This window comes from Microbispora amethystogenes, from assembly GCF_016863015.1.
GTDB classification, from domain to species: Bacteria; Actinomycetota; Actinomycetes; order Streptosporangiales; family Streptosporangiaceae; genus Microbispora; species Microbispora amethystogenes.
This window is the reverse complement of the sequence record NZ_BOOB01000015.1, coordinates 36,847-54,690: the sequence shown is the minus strand read 5'-3', so window position 1 is coordinate 54,690 and position 17,844 is coordinate 36,847. Positions and strand designations below refer to the sequence as shown.

The following is a 17,844-nucleotide window of genomic DNA, read 5'->3' as shown; positions in this document are numbered from 1 at the left end:
CGCACCGAAGGAACACTCCTGACAATCAGGTCGCCCTTACCTGTGCGGCGCGAGGATGTCTCGACATCAAGATATCTCTCCCGATATCTCGACATCAAGTTACTTGTGGGTAGGCGTCCGGGCCGCGCGTCTCAGACAGGCCGGCGGCCCGTGCTCAGGCGGGCATCAACCGCAGGCAGAGCAGCGCGATCACCACGATCGACAGGGCCGGGCCGAGGAACTGCTTCTCGAACGCCCTGCCGGTCTTGATGCCGATGTCGAACGGCAGGAGCCAGCGCCCCTTGATCGGCCATAAGACGGGACAGCCGCGCTCGGTCAGGCAGTCACCGATGATGTGCACGAGGCAGCCGACCCCGATGGCGATCCCCAGCCACGAGTAGGTGACCCCGAGCACCATGAACGTCAGGAACAGCGCGGCGGTCATTCCGACGTTCACCACCGCGGAGATGAGCGTCTTGCCGGGCACGCCGAGCCCCACGGCGCGCAGCGCCAGGCCGATCATCAGGACGACCAGGATGTCGCGGCCCACGGCGTAGCGGTCGCCGAGCAGGTGCGCACCCACCCCCATCACGATGCTGAACAACAGCGAGTGCGTCGCGTGCCGGTGCCCGCCGCTCACGAAGTTGACGCCCTTGCTCAGCAGGTAGGTCGCCGGGCCGAACGTCTGGGCGATCGTGGCGCTGGGATGGTCGAGGTCGGGCAGCATGGCCGCGCCCGCGCAGACCACCGCCCCCGCGACCAGCTCAGGCGGAGTCAGGATCGGGCCCGTCAGCGTCGCCAGTTCCACATGGCCCACCGCGCCCGGCAGCGCCACCAGGGCCGGCGCGACCGCGAGCCACACCGCCGCCCCGCTGAGGGCGTGCGAGTGCCCCATCATGTCAAGATCACGCCTTGAGACTGTACGGCAAAGCACCGACAAAATCCGCGAAGCGCCCACGAGGCCGGGCCTGTGTCGGGGCTCCCGTCGCCAACCCGGCGGCCGTTCGACGTCAGATAGGGCGGCGGCGCGACCCGCCGAAAAAGGGTGCGGGATCGTCCCGCTCCAAGAGCACCCCCCAGCCCTCCCAGAGCAGAACGATCCCGCCTGTGCCAGATAACGCTACGGTCTCGGGCGGTGTTCCCGGCAGCCGGAAAAAGTTCCGGGTGAGCTACATCACTCTTCCCCAGGGCGCACCGGGAGAACAATCTCGATATATCGTTGAAGCATCGAGAACGGATCGGGAAGAAGGGACACGCGATGAGCCAGGCACACACGTTCGGCGGGCCCTGGGCCGGCCACGACCACCACGACGCCCGGGATGCCCGGGACGCCCGGGAGGCGCTCCGCGACGAGATGCGCCGCCATCTGCGGGGCGCCCTGCGCCGGGCGTACGCGAACATGAAGGAGGCGGCCATGTGGCACCAGGAGCATCAGCAGGCAGGTTCGCACGAGCACCGGCACAGGGGCGGCATGCGGGGGCGCGGTCCGTGGGGCGGTTTCGGCCCGGGCGGCCCCGGCGGCCCGTTCGGGCCGTGGGCGGGCGGGAACTTCCCGTTCGGCGGCCGGGGTTTCGGGCGGCCCCGCAAGGCCAAGCGCGGTGACGTGCGCGCTGCGATCCTCGCGCTGCTCGCGGAGGAGCCGCGCAACGGCTACCAGATCATCCAGGAGATCGCCGAGCGCAGCCAGGGCGGCTGGAAGCCCAGCCCGGGCGCGGTGTACCCCGCGCTCCAGCAGCTCAGCGACGAGGGCCTGGTCCGCGCCGACGAGACCGACGGGCGCAAGACGTTCCAGCTCACCGAGGCGGGCCGGGATTACGTCGCGCAGCACGAGAGCGAGGTCCGCGCGCCCTGGGAGGACATGACGCCGGACATCGGGGACGACGTCCACGAGCTGTTCGGCCTGTCCAGGCAGGCGGCGTCGGCGCTGTTCCAGATCGCCCAGTCGGGCAGCGACGGGCAGATCAGGCAGGCGCGGCAGGTCCTGACCGAGACCCGGCGGCAGCTCTACCGGATTCTCGCCGACGGCGACCCCGCCGAGGAGTGATCATGGGCTTCCCCGACGACACCCGTGGCGGGGCCGGCCGGCCTCCCGCCGGGGCCCTGCGTATCGGCGACAGGGAGCGCGACGAGGTGATGCGGATCCTGCACGACGCGTTCGCGCAGGGCCGCATCACCCGGGAGGAACTCGACGAGCGCCTCGACACCACCCTCGCCGCCCGTACGGAGGAGGACCTGCGGCGGGTGACATCCGACCTCCTCCCCGGCTTCCGGGCGGCGGCTCCCCCGCCGGGACCGCCGTACCCCTGGCAGCACCACCACCGTCACGGCCACCACGGCTACGGCCACCCCGCCGCCTGGAGGCCGTACGCGGCGGCCTGGGGGCCGCCCCACGCGGCGCACTGGGCGGGCGCGAGGCGTCCGAGGGTCGGGCCGCCGGTCCTGCCCATCGTGGCCGCGGTGGTCCTCGTGGTCGCGTTCGTCTCCGGGCACGCCTGGCCGCTGTTCCTGGTCGCCAAGCTGCTGTTCCTGGCCTGGCTGGTGACGACGGTCCTCCGCCTCGCGCGGCACCGGCACCGGCCGCACCGATCACGAATTGGGCCTTGACCCGGCATCGGCGGAGGCCAACGATCGACATGTCGCCCTCGGGGGAGAGTTTGCGGCCACCCCGATGAACGGAGGGTGAGATGCAGACAGCCGAGCCGGAACCCGAGGTGGTGCCGCAGACCGAGCGAACGGCGGGGACGAGGCAGATCAGGATCAGGTTGCTGGACGCCGCGGAGACGAGCGTGTGCAGCAACTCGACGGGGAACTGACACGCGCCACACGTCCGCGGGAAGCACCGACGCGCGCCACGTTCCTCGATCCGGGCCGGGGCCGGGCGCGCTCCGACCACGATTCGGCTTCGGCCGAGGAGGCCCCATGCCCGGAGAAGCGTTCGAGCACGTCAGAAAGGTCGCGGGAGAAGTCCTCCACGCGGCGGAGTACCGGACCGAGCTCTACGAGCACCTGCGCGAGGTGGAGGGAGTGGTGTGGAAGCTGGAACGCGCCCAGCACTTCCACGAGCCCGACACGCCGAGCTGGGTCGCGATGGTGAGCGGAGACTGGGACCGGTCGCTCGCGCTGATGGGCGAGATGCGCTTCGCCGACGACCTCCCGCCCCGGGCGGAGCTACGCCGCCTGCGGATCGTGGAGACGCCGCCGACGCCGTACCTGCAGTGGGAGGTCATCCTGCTCGCGGCCCGCACCCGGGCGGGCGAGCGGGCGCGGGCCCTGCACGCCCGGTCGGTGCGGCACCTGGAGGAACGCGCGCCGCTGCCCGAGCTGCTCATCCTGGGCCCGGGCCTGATGTACGAGGTCCTCTACGACGATATGGGGGCGCACGTGGGCGGCCGGCGGATCACCGACGCCGGTGTGATCGACGAGTGCGCCGAGATCATCTCCGAGCTGTACGCGGAGGCGGAGGACATGGTGGCCTTCCACGACCGTGAGGTGGCGCCCCTGCCGCCTCCCTCGCCCTGGCGCATCCTCTCCCACCCCGGCCACCCCTGAGATTCGCCCGTCCCGGCCGGCGGGACAGGGCTCAGGCCCCGTCCCGCCGGTGCTCCAGCACCGTGCGCAGGATGGCGAGCGTCGCGGCGGTCCGTGCGAGGTGGGCGGCCGCGACGGCGGCTACGTCCTGGGGTGCCCGGCACGCACGCGGGGGAGGACCCGGGGCCGTCCCTGACCGCCGCGGTCGATCCCGTCAGGCCCGCGGTGGGCGCAGGCGGGCCATCTCGGCCGCGATGGCCTCCAGCCTCCAGTGGGCGTTCAGCCCACTGGGGTTGGGCAGCACCCACAGCGCCGTCCCGGCGATCGTCTCCTCCTGCGGGCCGATCCGGGCGGCGGGGCGCGCGAAGGCGACCCGATAGGCCGACACCCCCGCCATCGCCAGGACGCGGGGCCGGACCTCCGCCACCAGCCGCACGAGCCGCTCGCCGCCCACGCGGAGCTCCTCCGGGTCCAGTTCGTCGGCACGGGCGGTCGCCCGGGTCGCGATGTTGGTGATGCCCAGCCCGTAGGACGGGAGCAGGCGCTGCTCGGACGGTGCGAGCCTGCGCGGCACGAGACCGGACAGGTGCAGGGCGGGCCAGAACCGGTTACCGGGCCGCGCGAAGTGATGACCGGTCGCGGCCGAGTAGAGGCTGGGGTTGATCCCGCAGAACAGCACGTCGAGGCCGGGGCCGAGCACGTCCTCGATCGTCGCGTTCCTGGCCGCCTCGAGGTCGGCCTTGGTGGGGGCCATGCCGCGATGCTAGTGCGGGGTCAGACGGCGAAGAGCAGGGCGGCACTGATGAGCACGATCACGGCGGTCGCGAAGTGGATGCCGAAGGCGACCGCCCGGGTGCCGCCGTTGCGCAGCACGATCAGGGTGTCGCCCAGGGGCAACAGAGCGACGATCAGCATGTACCAGGCCTCGGCGCGGGCGCCGGCGAAGGCCAGCAGGGCCAGGCCCAGCAGACCGTAGCCCCCGTCACGCAGGCCCTTGATCGTCAGGTAGGCGACGTCGCCGTCCTTCTTGGCCGGGACCCCGTAGCCGGCGGCCGCCGCGTGGGGCGCGAGCAGGAAACGGGCTCCAATGAACAGGACGAACAGGTTGAGGACGACGGCGAGGCCGTACGCGATGGGGGTGAGCATGTCTTCTCTCCGAGAACTAGCAGCGCTAGGAATAATAATGACGCTAGCAGAGCAATGCCCTAAACGCTAGCACTGCTAGGGTTCAGGCATGTCGATCCAGTCACGCAGGGAGCGTGAGCGCGCTCAGCGGGAGAAGCTGATCATTACGGCGGCCCGGGAGCTGGCCGAGGCCGAGGGCTGGGAAGCGGTCACGACCCGGCGGCTGGCCGAGCGCGTCGAGTACAGCCAGCCGGTGCTCTACAGCCACTTCAAGGGCAAGGAAGCGATCATGGCGGCCGTCGCCGTGGAGGGCTGCGCCGACCTGGCCGTGGACCTGCGCGCGGCCAGGACCGCGGCGCCGGACGCCCGCCGCGCCATCGCCGGCGTCAGCGCGGCCTACATGGCCTTCGCCGACCGGCACCCGGCCCTCTACGACGTGATGTTCAACCAGATCGTCCCGCTGCCGTTCGCCACCCCCGAGGCGCCGCCCGCCCTGCAGGCGGCCTTCGGCGAGCTGGCCGAGGCCGTCCGCCCCTACTCGGGCGGCGACAGCCTGGGCGCGCTGACCGAGACCTTCTGGGCGGGCCTGCACGGCCTGGTGACCCTCATGCGCGGCGGGCGGCTGCCGCGCGAGCACCACGAGCTCAGGCTCGGGCTGTTCCTGGCCCGCTTCACGGACTGAGCCCCGCCGCCGAGCCTCGGGAAGCCCGAGGTCGGTCGCCCCGCGCCCTTGGCAGCCAGGAGGACGCCCTCCGCGTACGGTGGGGAGCAGCACGTCCGGTCCCTGGTGCGGGCATGATCGGCGCCGGGATCGTGCTGCCGGTCCTGGCCGTGTGGGCCGAGACCGTGGTCCGGGACCCGGGGGCTGTCCGGTCTCACAGACGGGGGTCGACCGGCTCCGACTCGAGGGCGAGCACGGCGAAGACCGCCTCGTGGATCCGCCAGAGCGGCTCCCCCTCCGCGAGGCGCGCCAGCGCCTCCGGCCCGAGCGCGTGCTCCCGCAGCGCCAGTGAGCGCTTCCTCCCGGTGAACCTGCGGCGCAGCAGATCGAGCGACTCGGTGTAGTCGGGGCCGTAGATGATCCGCAGATACTCCCGGCCGCGCACCTTCACGCCCGGCTGCGCCCTCACCGGCCGCGGCGCGTCCGGGGCGCCGGCCTCCCGGACCCCGCCCGAAGACACCTGGGTCACCGGGACGGGGGTGAACGAGGCGGGCTTTACCACCATGCCCTCGCCCCCGGTCTCGGTCAGGTCCGTCCACCACGCCACGGCCGCCTCGCGCTCCCCCGGTACGCCGAGGTCGACGAACCGGTGGCGGGTCGCGGTGACGAGCGGGGAGTCGATCAGGCCGAGGGTTTTCAGGTGCCACTCGTGCGGCTCGTCCACCGCCGTCGCCCTGCCCTCGCAGGCGAGGATCTGGAACGGTGCGAGCCGTACGCCGTCGAGACCCGAGACCGGCCAGCAGTAACGCGCATAGGCGTCGCGGAACAGGGCAGCGTTGTGAGCGCGGCGGCGGGTGCGGTCGAGCAGAGCGCCTACATCCAGGCCACGTTCCGCCGCCGTCTCAAGCATCGCGACCGCCGCGGGCAGCGACGCCCGCGCGGCCGCCCCCACCGAGGCGTACTGGTCGCGGATCAGCCCCTCGGCCTTGGCCGACCAGGGCAGCAGCTCGCAGTCGAGCGCCACCCAGTCGGTCTCCAGCGCCTCCCACAGCGGCGCGCACGCCTCGCGCAGCCGGTCCACCAGCTCCGGCATGCGCGCGTCGAAGAACGGCCTGCCGGTGCGGGTGTAGACGCTGCCCGCCGTGCCGTCGGCGACGCCGAAGCGGCGCGCCGCCGCCTCCGGGGTCCGCGCCAGCACGGCGATCGCCCGCGAGCCCATGTGCTTCTCCTCGCACACGACCCGGGAGACGCCCGCGCGGGCGAACTCCTCGAACGCCTCGGCCGGGTGCTCCAGGTAGCCGTCCAGCGCGGAGGTCTCCGGCGGCGCCATCGTCGGCGGAAGGTAGACCAGCCACCGCGGGTCCACGGCGAACCGGCTCATGATCTCCAGCGCGGCGCGGGAGTTCTCCTCCGCGATCCTGATCCGGCCGCCGAACCGCGTCTCCACGAAACGGGTGCCGTCCACGTCGCCGATGTCGAGCACGCCCGGGTCGCGGGCGGGCGTCCGCGCGGTGAGCGGGCGTACGGGCTCGTACCAGACCTTCTCGGCCGGAACGGACACCAGTTCCCTCTCCGGGTAGCGCAGCGCGGTCAGCCGCCCGCCGAAGACGGCGCCGGTGTCGAGGCAGATCGTGTTGTTGACCCACTCCGGCTCGGGCACCGGGGTGTGGCCGTAGACGACCATCGCGCGTCCCCGGTAGTCGTCCGCCCAGGGGTAGCGCACCGGCAGGCCGTACTCGTCGGTCTCCCCGGTCGTGTCGCCGTACAGGGCGAACGACCGCACCCGTGCGGAGGCCCGCCCGTGGAAGGCCTCCTTGAGCCCGGCGTGCGCGACGACCAGCCTGCCCCCGTCGAGGCGGTAGTGGCTGATCAGGCCGTCCATGAAGGTGCGGGCCGCCACGCGGAACTCCGCGGGCTCGGCGTCGAGCTGCTCCAGCGACCGCTCCAGTCCGTGCGCGACCCGCACCTTGCGGCCGTCCAGGGCCCGCACCAGCTTTGCCTCGTGGTTGCCGCACACGCACAGCGCGGTGCCCGCCGCGACCATGCCCATGACCAGCCGCAGCACCCCGGGCGTGTCGGGGCCGCGGTCGACGAGGTCGCCCACGAAGACCGCCGTACGGCCCTCGGGGTGGACGGCGCCCTCCGGCCCGACCTCCCAGCCGAGCGTGGTCAGCAGCAACTCCAGCTCCGCCCGGCAGCCGTGCACGTCGCCGATGATGTCGAACGGCCCGGTGAGGTGGGTCCTGTCGGTCCACGCCTTCTCGTACGTGACGGTCACGTCGCCGATCTCGTCTCCACGCAGGACGTGCACCCGGCGGAAGCCGTCCCTGGAGATCTTGCCGAGCGACCGGCGCAGCTCCCTGCTCTGCCGCGTGATGACGTGCGGCCCGAAGGCCCGGTCGGGGCGGGCCGCGTTGCGGGCGCGGGCCACCTCCTCGGGCACGTCCAGCACGATCGCGTCGGCGAGCACGTCGTGCGCCCTGGCCAGCTCGATCAGCTTCCTGCGCGCCTCCCACTGCACGTTGGTCGCGTCGACCACCGTGAGCAGGCCGCGCCGCAGGCGGACGCCCACGATGTGGTGGAGCAGGTCGAACGCCTCGGACGTCGCCGTCTGGTCGTTCTCGTCGTCGGAGACGAGGCCACGGCAGAAGTCGGAGGAGATGACCTGGGTGGGCGCGAAGTGCCGGGCGGCGAACGTCGACTTGCCGCTGCCGGACACGCCCACCAGCACCACCAGCGACGACTCCGGAACGCTGACTTCCGTCACGGCCGCTCCTCCTTCCTGCCGAAGACCGCCATCTGGGTCGGCGGGCCCACCTCGGGGTCGTCCTCGCCGACCGGCCGCAGATCGGCCGTGTATCCGTACGCCGCGCAGACGCCCTCGACCCACCGCGCGAACTCCGCGCGGGTCCACTCGAACCGGTGGTCGGGGTGGCGCCGGTCCCCCGCGAGGAACTCGTACCGCACGTTGTGCTCCACGTTCGGCGTCGTCACGATCACATGGGACGGCCTGGCGGTGCCGAAGACCACCCGTTCGAGGGCGGGCAGCCGCGGCGGGTCCACGTGCTCGACGACCTCCATCAGCACCGCGGCGTCGTACCCGGCCAGGCGCGCGTCGGTGTACGTCAGCGAGCCCTGGAAGAGGGTGAGGCGGGCGCGCACGGCGTCCGGCATCCGGTCGGCGCGCAGGCGGCGCTTGGCCAGCGCGAGCGCGCGGGCCGACACGTCCATGCCGGTCACCCGGGTGAGGGCGGGATCCCGCAGCAGGACGCCGAGCAGCTGTCCCGAGCCGCAGCCCAGGTCGATCACCGAGCGCGCGCCGATCTCCGTCAGCACCGCGGCGACCGCGTCCCGGCGCAGGGTGTTCAGCGGCACCCGCGCCTCACCGGGCGCCTCCCCGGGCCCGTCACCGGGCCCGTCACCAGGCTCGTCGCCGGAGACAGGCTCGTCGTCCTGGAGCGTGGCGGCGCCGGGCGTGTGGCTGCCGGGCTCAGAAACACCGGGCTCGGGAACGCCGGGCTCGGCCTGCCCGGCTCCGGCGTCGGGTGCGGCGGGGGCGGGGGTCTCGACACCCGGCTCCTCCTCCACCGGCGGGTCCAGGCTCTCCTCCACGTCGTCGCCGAGCTCGGCGAGACGCGCGAAGGCGGTGCGGGTGAGCGCCCACCTCCGGCCGAGGTAGCGGCGGGTGATCAGCCCCTTGTCCGGATGGCCGGCCAGCCAGCCCTCCCCCGCGCGGACGAGCTTGTCGACCTCGTCGCCCGCCAGCCAGTAGTGCTTGGCGTCGTCGAGCACCGGGAGCAGGACGTACAGGTGGTTGAGCGCGTCGGCCAGGCGCACGTTCCCGCGCAGCGCGAGCCGCACGTACCGGGAGTCGCCCCACTCGGGGAAGCCGGGGTCCAGCGGCACGGCCTCGGCGCCGACCTCCCAGCCCAGCGGCGCGAACAGCCGGTGCGCGAGATCGGCCCCTCCCCGGCACGGCAGGGCGGGCAGCGTGATCTCCAGCGGGATCGCCGAGTCGGCGAGGTCCTGGCGAGAGGCGCACCGCCCGGTCCGCGCCGTGCGGAACACGTCGGCGAGCGCCGACGCCAGCAGTGACGATGCGGCGTACGGCCGGTCGTTGACGTACTGGCTCAGCGAGAAGTCGGGCGAGGACGTGCCCCGGGAGCGGGCCAGCCGGACGGGGTCGACCTCCAGCAGCAGCGCCGCCGTGCACCGGTCCCCGTCCGCCTCGGGGTAGAAGACCCGCGCGGTGCCGAACGACTGCCCGAACTCCTGCACCCGGCCGGGATGCTTGTGCAGGAGATAACCGAGGTCCGTCGCGGGGCGCAGGGTCGTCGTGATCGTCAGGAGCACCCGGCAAAGTGTGCCGGATGCCCCCTTTCACCGGCTACCGGCTTTTCACACCTGCGGCAGCACCTCGGCCGCGATCAGTTCCAGGTGCTCCAGGTCGTCCAGATCGAGGATCTGGAGGTAGAGCCGCTCCGCGCCCATCTCGGCGAACCGGCCGATCTTCTCGACCACCTCCTGCGGGGTGCCGGCCAGGCCGTTGACCCGCAGCTCGTCGACCTCCCGGCCGACGGCGGCGGCCCGCCGGGCGATCTCCGCCTCGTCCCGGCCCACGCAGGCGATCTGCGCCGCCGACAGCAGGACGGTCTGCCGCCCCGCCTCCTCGCACGCCGCCCTGACCCGGTCGAAGGCCGCGGCGGTGTCCTCGGGCAGGAGGAACGGCACGTTGTACTCGTCGGCGAACCGCGCGACCAGCCGCGGGGTCCGCTTGGCTCCCCCGCCGCCGATGATCAGGGGCGGCCTGGGCCGCTGCGCCGGCTTCGGCAGGCCGGGCGAGTCCGCCAGCCGGTAGTGCGCGCCGTCGAAGGAGAACGGCTTCGCCGCCGCCCACAGCCCGGTGACGATCTCCAACTGCTCCTCGAAGCGCTCGAACCGCTCACCCAGCGGAGGGAACGGGATGCCGTACGCCGTGTGCTCCTCCTCGAACCAGCCGGTGCCGAGGCCCAGCTCGACGCGCCCGCCGCTCATCTGGTCCACCTGGGCGACGCTGATCGCGAGCGGGCCGGGCAGCCGGAACGTCCCGGCGGTCACCAGCGTGCCCAGCCGGATGCGCGAGGTCTCCCTGGCGAGCCCGGCCAGGGTGATCCAGGCGTCGGTGGGACCGGGCCCCGGGTCGCCGTCCCCCATCCGCAGATAGTGGTCAGACCGGAAGAAGGCGTCGAACCCGAGGCGTTCGGCCGTCTGCGCCACCCGGAGCAGGTCGTCGTAGGTCGCGCCCTGCTGCGGCTCGGTGAAGATCCTCAATTTCATCCGTCCATTATCCCCGCCCCCGCGTCCTCGGCTCGCTGGAGGGCCGCCGCCCCGAGCCGTGAGCGGGAGGAGCCGCGAGGACGACCTTGCCCCGTTGTGGCCCTCGCGCGGCGGCCGCGTGCGCCTCGGCCGCCCGGTCCATGGGGAACACCGCCCGCACGGGAACGCGGAAGCGCCCCTCCGCCGACAGCGCGGCTGCGAGGGGGAGACCGTGCCGCCCGTCCGGCTCCCCGCCGAGCTCACCGCGGGAGACGCCGACTCCGAGCCGCGGGCCGCTGAAGTCCGCGATGGTGAGGACCGACTCCGGCGCACCGGTGATCGTGACGAGTTCACGGAGCGAGCCGGCCCCGGCGACGTCCAGCGCGAGATCGATCCCTCCGGCCACGAGAGGCCGGACGCGCTCGGCCAGCCCGGGCCCATAGGCGATCGGGACCGCGCCGAGCGCGGCGATGAAGGCGTGGCTGTCCGGACGGCCCGTGCCGATCACACGGGCGCCGCGGGCGGCCGCGAGTTGGACGGCGACGCTGCCGACTCCGCCGGAGGCGCCGTCGACCAGCAGCGTCGTGCCCGCGCGTACGCCGAGTCGGTCGAGCGCCCGGGTGGCGGTCTCGACGCTCGTGCCGGCGGCGCCGGCCTCCTCCCAGGACATCGAGGGCGGCTTCGCGGCCCAGAAGGCCAGCACGGCGAACTCGGCGGCGGCGCCGCCGAGCCGTGAGACGTCGACGGCGCCGAAGACCTCGTCCCCGGCGGCGAACCCGGTGACGTCCGCGCCCACCTCGTCGATCACTCCGGCGGCGTCGACTCCGGGGATGTGCGGCAGGGGAAGTCGTCCGCTCGACGGCGACGTGCCGGCGCGCAGCGCGAGGTCGACCGGTGAGACCCCGGCGGCCCTCACCGCGATGCGCACCTCGCCGGGACCCGCGTGAGGTGCGGGAGATCCCCCGACGGTGAGAACCTCGGGGGGACCGAACCGGTCGAACCGCACTGCGCGCATTTCCGCATTTGGCAACATGTCCACCTATCCGGTTGTCTCCGATTGGCCGTCGACCACCGTAGGCGGGCAAACGGGAGCGGCTGTCTCGGATCGCCGGAAGTGAGAGGGGCGCGGACGACATTGACTCGGAAACCACGGACGGACGCGGAGCGCAACCGGCGGCACATCCTGGCGGTCGCCCGTGCCGCCTTCGCCGCGGACGGGCTCGACCTGCCCGTGCACGAGATCGCACGGCGTGCCGGCCTGGGCGTCGCGACCGTCTACCGGCACTTCCCGTCACGACAGGACCTCGTCCGCGCCGTGCTCGCCGAGCAGGTGACGGCGTGCCGTGCGCAGATGCGTGCGGCCCTGGACGACCCCGACCCCTGGCGCGCGCTGCGCGGAACCGTCCGCCGGTTCGCCGAACACCAGGTGCGGCTCCGCGGGTTGAACGAGGCGCTGCTCGGTTCCCACCCCGCGGGCGCCGCCTTCGCCGGGCAGCGCCGCGCCCAGGCCCGAGGGCTCGAGCAGCTCGTCGAGCGCGCCCGGAGCGCGGGCGGCGTCCGTCCTGGGCTGTCGGTCGAGGACGTGCGGATCGGCCTGAGGGCCATCGCCTCCTTCCGCGCCGGTTCGCCCGAGAGCGCGCCCGTGGCGGTCGGGAGGCTGGCCGACCTCCTGCTCGGGGGCATGGCCCGCCCGGGCCCGTGAGGCGGTGCGGGATCAGTCCCTGACGAGCAGGGCCACGCATTCCACGTGGTGGGTCATCGGATACTGGTCGAAGGCCCGCAGGTCCTCCAGGCGGTAGCCGTACGGGGCGAACCAGGCGATGTCCCGCGCCAGGGTGGCGGGGTCGCACGAGACGTAGACGACGCGCGGGGCCTCCAGGCGCGCGACGCGGTCGACGACCGGGCGGCCGAGCCCCGCGCGGGGCGGGTCGGCGACCACCAGGTCGGCCCGCTCGATGCCGAGCCGGTCGAGGGCCTCCTCGACCTTCCCCCGCTCGACCTGCGCCTGCGGCAGGTCGCGCAGGTTGATCCGGGCGTCCTGGACGGCCTGCGGGTCCGACTCGACGCCGAGCACGGCGCCCTCCGGGCCGACCGCCTCGGCGAGACCGGCGGCGAACAGGCCGGCCCCGCAGTAGAGGTCGAGGGCCCACTCCCCCGGCTCGGGGCGGCCGAGGTCGAGCACCGCGCCGAGCAGCGTGGCCGCCGCGCCGGGGTGGACCTGCCAGAACCCGCTCGCGGTGACCCGGTAGTCCCGCTCCCCCACCCGCTCGGTCAGCGAGGCCCGGCCGCGCAGCGCGCGGGTCCCCCGCCTGCCCTCGTCGAGGAGGACCGCGGCGTCCACGTCCGGGATCGTCGCCCGGCGGTGCGGCAGGGGCTCGACGATCACGGCCCGGTCCCCGCCGGAGGCCGCCACCACCTCGACCGAGGAGGCGCCGGGCCAGGCGAGCCGTTCGGCCCCGGCCTCCTCGACGGCGGGATGGGCGATGAGGCAGCCCGTGATGTGCTCGATCTCGTGCGACCGGTGCCTGCGCAGCCCGGCCGATCCGTCCCGGTCGACGGCGAACTGCACGCGGGTGCGCCAGCCGAGGCCGTCCGGCGCCCCCGGCACCTCCTCGACCACGACCTTGTGGTCCAGCCCGGCCAGGCGCCGCAACTGCTCGGCGACGACGTCGGCCTTGAGCCGGCGCTGCGCCTCCAGCGACGCGTGCTGCCAGTCGCACCCACCGCACCGGCCGGGGCCGGCGAACGGGCAGGGCGGCGTGACCCGGTCCGGTGAGGCCTCCAGGATCTCGACCGCGTCGGCCCGGAGGAACCGGGTGGTCTCCTCGGTGACCTCGGCCACGACCCGCTCGCCCGGCAACGCGTGCCGGACGAACACGACCCGGCCCTCGTGCCTGGCCACGCACCAGCCGCCGTGGGCGACCGCGCCCACGGTCAGTTCGAGCCGCGCGTGGAGCGTCCCTGCGGACTCCTCCGGCGCCGTGCTGCCGTTCCCGTTCATCAGGCCGGCCCCTTTCGTATCGGTCATGCCCCGACCTGCGCGTCCTTCGACGGCTGCTGGTAGGAACGGCGGGATGCCCCGGGGGCGGACGGCTCTCTGCGGCGCCTGAGCCGGTCGGAGGAGGCGAGCTGCCACGGCACGCTCGTGACCATCACGCCGGGCTTGAACAGCAGCCGGCCCTTGAGCCGCAGCGCGCTCTGGTTGTGCAGCAGGTGCTCCCACCAGCGGCCGACCACGTACTCCGGGATGTAGACGGTGACGACGTCGCGCGGCGACCTGCGGCGCAGCGACTTGACGTACTCCAGCACCGGGCCGGTGATCTCGCGGTACGGCGAGTCGAGGATCTTCAGCGGCACCCCGATGCCCCGCCGGTCCCACTCGTCCTTGAGCTTTCTCGCCTCGCCGGCGTCCACGCTGACGGACACGGCCTCGATGCTGGACGGGCGGGTCGCCCTGGCGTACGCGAGAGCCCGGAGCGTCGGCTTGTGGATCTTGGAGACGAGGACGACCGCGTGGTTGCGGGCGGGCAGCATCGACTCGTCGACCTCGGTCTCCTCCGGCGCGGCGAGCTCCGCGGCGACCCGGTCGTAGTGCCGCCTGATGCCCTTCATCATCAGGAAGAGCAGCGGCATCGCGAGGCAGACGATGTACGCGCCGTGGGTGAACTTGGTCGCCAGCACGACGACGAGCACCAGCCCGGTCATGACCGCGCCGACGCCGTTGATCACCCGGGCCCGCATCATGCGGAAGCGGGCCTTCGCGTCGCTCTCGGTCCTCAGGTGCCGGGTCCAGTGCCGGACCATCCCGATCTGGCTGAGGGTGAACGAGACGAACACGCCGACGATGTAGAGGTTGAGCAGCTTGCTGACGTCGGCGTCGAACGCCCAGATGAGCAGGCAGGCCCCGGCCGCGAGGATGACGATGCCGTTGCTGAAGGCGAGGCGGTCGCCGCGGGTGTGGAGCTGCCGCGGCAGGTAGCGGTCCTGGGCGAGGATCGACCCCAGCACCGGGAAGCCGTTGAACGCGGTGTTGGCCGCCAGGAAGAGGATCAGCGCGGTCACCGCGGCGATGACGACGAACAGGGCCGAGCCGCCGCCGAAGACGGCGGAGGCGACCTGCGCGATGATCGGCTGCTGGTAGTAGCCGGGCCCGGCGGGGTGCCCGTCGATGATGAGGTCCCTGGCCACGGTGGCCGGGTCGGTCACCTTCACCCCGGAGGCGAGGCCGAGGAAGATGATCCCGCCGAACATCGTGACCGCGATGAGGCCCATCATGAGCAGTGTCGTCGCGGCGTTCTTGCTCTTGGGCTTGCGGAAGGCCGGGACGCCGTTGCTGATCGCCTCGACGCCGGTCAGCGCGGCGCAGCCGGAGGAGAAGGCACGCAGCACCAGGAACGCCAGCGCGAACCCGGCGATGTTCGTCTGCTCGGCGAGAAGCCGGTAGTTCGCCGTCGGGGCGCGCAGTTCCTGTCCCAGCACGAGGAGACGGAACAGGCCCCAGAGGATCATGCCGATGACCGCGGCCATGAAGGCGTAGGTGGGCACGGCGAACGCGACGCCCGACTCCCGGATGCCGCGCAGGTTCATGATCGTCAGGAGCACGACGATGGCGATCGCCACCAGCGGGCGGTGCTCGGCGACGAACGGGATCGTCGCGCCCACGTAGTCGGCGCCGTTGGCGACCGACACCGCCACGGTCAGCACGTAGTCGACGAGCAGGGCGCTCGCGACGGTCAGCCCGGCGGTGGGCCCCAGGTTCGTCGTGGCCACCTCGTAGTCGCCGCCGCCGCTGGGGTAGGCGTGCACGTTCTGCCGGTAGGACGCGACCACGACGAGCATGACGAGGACGACCGCCGCCGCGACCCACGGGCTGATGGCGTAGAGACCGACCCCGGCGAGCGACAGGATGACCAGGATCTCCTGCGGCGCGTACGCGACCGAGGACAGCGCGTCGCTCGCGAAGACCGGCAGCGCCACACGCTTGGGCAGCAGCTGGTGGTGGAGCGCGGTGCTGCGCAGAGCACGCCCCACGAGGAGCCGCTTGACAAGATCTGGCACCTTGGACACGTCTGTTGAGCCTAGTGCCCCCGCCCGGTGCCCGAGTCATGCGGTGGCGGTAAGGGCGACATACTGTCTCCATTAGGAGTCCGCCACAAAACCCACGGCGGGGGAGCATGCATATCGTGATCATGGGATGCGGGCGGGTCGGCTCGACCCTGGCCCACATCCTGGAGGACAACGGCCATTCGGTCGCGGTCATCGACCGCGACCCGCAGGCCTTCCGGCGGCTGCGGGCCGGGTTCCGGGGCCGCAGGGTCACCGGCATCGGCTTCGACCGCGACGTCCTCGAAGAGGCGGGCATCGCCTCGGCCGCCGCCTTCGTCGCCGTGAGCAGCGGCGACAACTCCAACATCATCTCGGCGCGGGTCGCGCGCGAGATGTTCGGCGTGGACAACGTGGTCGCCCGCATCTACGACCCCCGCCGGGCCGAGGTCTACCAGCGGCTCGGCATCCCCACCGTCGCCACGGTCCGCTGGACCGCCGACCAGATCCTGCGCCGGGTGCTGCCCGAGGGCGCCGAGCCCCTGTGGCGCGACCCGACGGGTACGGTCGTCCTCGCCGAGGTGGCCTTCCACCAGGGCTGGATCGGCACCCGGGCCAGGGTGATCGAGGACGCCACCGGCGCACGGGTGGCCTTCGTCAACCGGATGGGCGAGGCGCTCGTGCCCAGGGACGCGACCGTCGTCCAGGAAGGGGACATCCTCCACCTGGTCGCCGCCGAGAGCGACATGGACCGGGTCAACAAGGTGCTGTCCGCCGCGCCGTCCGACGAGGAGCACTGATGCGCGTCACCATCGCCGGCGCCGGAGCCGTCGGCCGCTCCATCGCGGTGGAGCTTCTGGAGAACGGCCACGAGGTCCTGCTCATCGACATCGACCCCCGCGCCATCAAGATCGACAGCGTGCCCCGGGCCGAGTGGCTGCTGGCCGACGCCTGCGAGATCTCCTCGCTGGACGAGGCCGGGCTGAACAGCTGCCAGGTGGTCATCGCCGCCTCCGGCGACGACAAGGTCAACCTCGTGGTCTCACTGCTCGCCAAGACCGAGTACGGCGTGCCCCGGGTGGTCGCCCGCGTCAACCACCCGAAGAACGAGTGGCTGTTCAACGAGTCGTGGGGCGTGGACGTCGCCGTCTCCACCCCGCGCCTGCTGTCGGCCCTGGTCGAGGAGGCGGTCAGCGTCGGCGACCTGGTGCGCCTGATGACCTTCCGGCAGGGCCAGGCCAACCTGGTGGAGCTCACCCTCGCCGACGACGCGCCGGTGGTGGGCCAGCGGACCGGCTCGGTCCCCTGGCCGGTGGACTCCGCCCTGGTCGCGATCCTGCGGGAGGGCCGGGTGCTGGTCCCCTCGGCCGACGACCCGCTGGAGGCCGGCGACGAGCTGCTGTTCGTCGCCAGCCAGGAGGTCGAGCAGGAGCTCACCGAACTGCTGTCGGCCCACGAGCGCCCCTGACCGTACGGCGCCCGCCGCCCCGGGAACACCGGGGCGCGCGGGCCGCACCGGCGGAGAGGGTCAGACGGACGGCTGGGCGGGCGGCTCGATCGGCGTGCGGCCGCGGGCGAGCACCCACACCATCGCCGCCAGCCCGGCCACCTGGAGCGGCCAGCCCAAAGCGATCTTGCTGATGCCGAGCGCGGTCACGTGGTCGGCCAGGTAGAGCGGCAGCTGCACCACCACGCGCAGCAGGCAGGGCAGCATGAGCAGCCACGTCAGCCGCGCGCACAGCCGCACCAGGGCGGGCTCGTTGTGCCAGGCGGTCGGGTCGCCGGTCACCGAGCCGATCAGGAAGCCCACGATGGGCCAGCGGACCACGATCGACAGCAGCATGCCGGCCGCGTAGGCCCCGTTGTAGAGGATCCCGGGCAGGAAGACGTCCTTGGCGTCACCGGTGCGGGCGGCGAAGAACGCGCCGATGCCGATGCCCACCAGGCTGTTGAGCACGAACTGCGGCGTGGTCCGCTGCGCGATCCGCACCAGCAGGAGCGCCACCGCCGAGGCGATGCCGACGATCAGCGAGGTCTTCAGGTCCTGCGTGGTCATCCACGTGCCGGTGAAGGCGATCGTGGGCACGGCCGCCTCGACGATCCCCCGCTTGCCGCCCAGCGCCTTGCTCATCTGGGCACGAACGGCCGCCTCAACGGTGGCGTGCGCCGCGGGGGCCGTCATGTCCGCTGTGCTCATACGGTCTCCTGAGAGA

General features: G+C 72.9%; 18 protein-coding genes. 8 read left to right on the top strand and 10 right to left on the bottom strand.

Features of this window, described 5'->3' with window-relative positions; all coding sequences use genetic code 11:
* Nucleotides 1-154: 154 nt before the first annotated feature.
* Nucleotides 155-877: a metal-dependent hydrolase gene (locus tag Mam01_RS11320; RefSeq protein ID WP_204285326.1), complete on the bottom strand. Its 723-nt coding sequence runs from the start codon at nt 875-877 to the stop codon at nt 155-157.
* Nucleotides 878-1,237: 360 nt separating this feature from the next.
* On the opposite strand from Mam01_RS11320, the gene Mam01_RS11315 reads away from it, so the two are divergent.
* The 4 genes from Mam01_RS11315 (at nt 1,238) to Mam01_RS11305 (ending at nt 3,528) form a co-directional block, all read left to right on the top strand.
* Nucleotides 1,238-2,023 (top strand): PadR family transcriptional regulator, encoded by a 786-nt coding sequence (locus Mam01_RS11315; protein WP_204285325.1) that lies wholly within the window; start codon nt 1,238-1,240, stop codon nt 2,021-2,023.
* A 2-nt stretch (nt 2,024-2,025) separates the two neighbouring features.
* Complete coding sequence (locus Mam01_RS11310; protein WP_204285324.1) at nt 2,026-2,583, top strand: DUF1707 SHOCT-like domain-containing protein; 558 nt, start codon at nt 2,026-2,028, stop codon at nt 2,581-2,583.
* 80 nt (nt 2,584-2,663) lie between these two features.
* Nucleotides 2,664-2,792, top strand: a complete 129-nt coding sequence (locus Mam01_RS37305; RefSeq protein WP_263641801.1) for a hypothetical protein — start codon at nt 2,664-2,666, stop codon at nt 2,790-2,792.
* Between the two features lie 106 nt (nt 2,793-2,898).
* Entirely contained in the window at nt 2,899-3,528 is a 630-nt protein-coding gene (locus tag Mam01_RS11305; RefSeq protein ID WP_204285323.1) for a DUF6879 family protein, read from the top strand.
* Nucleotides 3,529-3,721: 193 nt separating this feature from the next.
* On the opposite strand, the gene mug is transcribed toward Mam01_RS11305, so the two are convergent.
* Nucleotides 3,722-4,261: a G/U mismatch-specific DNA glycosylase gene (mug, locus tag Mam01_RS11300; protein ID WP_204285322.1), complete on the bottom strand. Its 540-nt coding sequence runs from the start codon at nt 4,259-4,261 to the stop codon at nt 3,722-3,724.
* Between the two features lie 20 nt (nt 4,262-4,281).
* A complete protein-coding gene (locus Mam01_RS11295) occupies nt 4,282-4,653 on the bottom strand; it encodes a DUF4267 domain-containing protein (RefSeq protein ID WP_182874288.1) in 372 nt (123 codons plus the stop codon).
* Between the two features lie 88 nt (nt 4,654-4,741).
* Here Mam01_RS11295 and Mam01_RS11290 point away from each other — a divergent pair, with 88 nt between their 5' ends.
* Entirely contained in the window at nt 4,742-5,314 is a 573-nt protein-coding gene (locus tag Mam01_RS11290) for a TetR/AcrR family transcriptional regulator (protein ID WP_204285321.1), read from the top strand.
* A gap of 193 nt (nt 5,315-5,507) precedes the next feature.
* On the opposite strand, the gene Mam01_RS11285 is transcribed toward Mam01_RS11290, so the two are convergent.
* From Mam01_RS11285 to Mam01_RS11270, 4 genes are read right to left on the bottom strand one after another with little or no spacing between them, the layout of a single operon-like run.
* Nucleotides 5,508-8,060 (bottom strand): polynucleotide kinase-phosphatase, encoded by a 2,553-nt coding sequence (locus Mam01_RS11285; protein WP_204285320.1) that lies wholly within the window; start codon nt 8,058-8,060, stop codon nt 5,508-5,510.
* On the bottom strand, nt 8,057-9,646 hold the full coding sequence (locus tag Mam01_RS11280; RefSeq protein ID WP_204285319.1) for a 3' terminal RNA ribose 2'-O-methyltransferase Hen1: 1,590 nt from the start codon (nt 9,644-9,646) through the stop codon (nt 8,057-8,059). Before Mam01_RS11280 ends, Mam01_RS11285 begins: the two co-directional genes overlap by 4 nt.
* A 45-nt stretch (nt 9,647-9,691) precedes the next feature.
* On the bottom strand, nt 9,692-10,609 hold the full coding sequence (locus tag Mam01_RS11275) for an LLM class F420-dependent oxidoreductase (RefSeq protein WP_204285318.1): 918 nt from the start codon (nt 10,607-10,609) through the stop codon (nt 9,692-9,694).
* A 7-nt stretch (nt 10,610-10,616) separates the two neighbouring features.
* Nucleotides 10,617-11,603: an NADP-dependent oxidoreductase gene (locus Mam01_RS11270; protein ID WP_204285317.1), complete on the bottom strand. Its 987-nt coding sequence runs from the start codon at nt 11,601-11,603 to the stop codon at nt 10,617-10,619.
* A gap of 120 nt (nt 11,604-11,723) precedes the next feature.
* Between Mam01_RS11270 and Mam01_RS11265 the strand changes: the two genes are divergently transcribed.
* Entirely contained in the window at nt 11,724-12,290 is a 567-nt protein-coding gene (locus Mam01_RS11265; protein ID WP_204285316.1) for a TetR/AcrR family transcriptional regulator, read from the top strand.
* A gap of 12 nt (nt 12,291-12,302) precedes the next feature.
* Here the strand turns inward: Mam01_RS11265 and Mam01_RS11260 are convergent, their stop codons facing one another.
* A complete protein-coding gene (locus Mam01_RS11260; RefSeq protein WP_204285371.1) occupies nt 12,303-13,589 on the bottom strand; it encodes a class I SAM-dependent RNA methyltransferase in 1,287 nt (428 codons plus the stop codon).
* Between the two features lie 23 nt (nt 13,590-13,612).
* Nucleotides 13,613-15,655, bottom strand: coding sequence for an APC family permease (locus Mam01_RS11255; protein ID WP_204285315.1), 2,043 nt, complete (start codon nt 15,653-15,655; stop codon nt 13,613-13,615).
* Nucleotides 15,656-15,762: 107 nt separating this feature from the next.
* Between Mam01_RS11255 and Mam01_RS11250 the strand changes: the two genes are divergently transcribed.
* Complete coding sequence (locus Mam01_RS11250; RefSeq protein WP_204285314.1) at nt 15,763-16,431, top strand: potassium channel family protein; 669 nt, start codon at nt 15,763-15,765, stop codon at nt 16,429-16,431.
* A complete protein-coding gene (locus Mam01_RS11245) occupies nt 16,431-17,099 on the top strand; it encodes a potassium channel family protein (protein WP_150931951.1) in 669 nt (222 codons plus the stop codon). The genes Mam01_RS11250 and Mam01_RS11245 overlap by 1 nt, the downstream gene beginning before the upstream one ends.
* Nucleotides 17,100-17,159: 60 nt before the next feature.
* On the opposite strand, the gene Mam01_RS11240 is transcribed toward Mam01_RS11245, so the two are convergent.
* On the bottom strand, nt 17,160-17,828 hold the full coding sequence (locus tag Mam01_RS11240) for a DUF3159 domain-containing protein (protein WP_204285313.1): 669 nt from the start codon (nt 17,826-17,828) through the stop codon (nt 17,160-17,162).
* Nucleotides 17,829-17,844: the final 16 nt, after the last annotated feature.

Bases quoted from the DNA above. Each gene is read 5' to 3' on its own strand.
- Mam01_RS11320 (WP_204285326.1), bottom strand. From the start codon at position 877: ATGATGGGGCACTCGCACGCCCTCAGCGGGGCGGCGGTGTGGCTCGCG.
- Mam01_RS11315 (WP_204285325.1), top strand. From the start codon at position 1,238: ATGAGCCAGGCACACACGTTCGGCGGGCCCTGGGCCGGCCACGACCAC.
- Mam01_RS11310 (WP_204285324.1), top strand. From the start codon at position 2,026: ATGGGCTTCCCCGACGACACCCGTGGCGGGGCCGGCCGGCCTCCCGCC.
- Mam01_RS37305 (WP_263641801.1), top strand. From the start codon at position 2,664: ATGCAGACAGCCGAGCCGGAACCCGAGGTGGTGCCGCAGACCGAGCGA.
- Mam01_RS11305 (WP_204285323.1), top strand. From the start codon at position 2,899: ATGCCCGGAGAAGCGTTCGAGCACGTCAGAAAGGTCGCGGGAGAAGTC.
- mug (WP_204285322.1), bottom strand. From the start codon at position 4,261: ATGGCCCCCACCAAGGCCGACCTCGAGGCGGCCAGGAACGCGACGATC.
- Mam01_RS11295 (WP_182874288.1), bottom strand. From the start codon at position 4,653: ATGCTCACCCCCATCGCGTACGGCCTCGCCGTCGTCCTCAACCTGTTC.
- Mam01_RS11290 (WP_204285321.1), top strand. From the start codon at position 4,742: ATGTCGATCCAGTCACGCAGGGAGCGTGAGCGCGCTCAGCGGGAGAAG.
- Mam01_RS11275 (WP_204285318.1), bottom strand. From the start codon at position 10,609: ATGAAATTGAGGATCTTCACCGAGCCGCAGCAGGGCGCGACCTACGAC.
- Mam01_RS11270 (WP_204285317.1), bottom strand. From the start codon at position 11,603: ATGCGCGCAGTGCGGTTCGACCGGTTCGGTCCCCCCGAGGTTCTCACC.
- Mam01_RS11260 (WP_204285371.1), bottom strand. From the start codon at position 13,589: ATGAACGGGAACGGCAGCACGGCGCCGGAGGAGTCCGCAGGGACGCTC.
- Mam01_RS11250 (WP_204285314.1), top strand. From the start codon at position 15,763: ATGCATATCGTGATCATGGGATGCGGGCGGGTCGGCTCGACCCTGGCC.
- Mam01_RS11245 (WP_150931951.1), top strand. From the start codon at position 16,431: ATGCGCGTCACCATCGCCGGCGCCGGAGCCGTCGGCCGCTCCATCGCG.
- Mam01_RS11240 (WP_204285313.1), bottom strand. From the start codon at position 17,828: ATGAGCACAGCGGACATGACGGCCCCCGCGGCGCACGCCACCGTTGAG.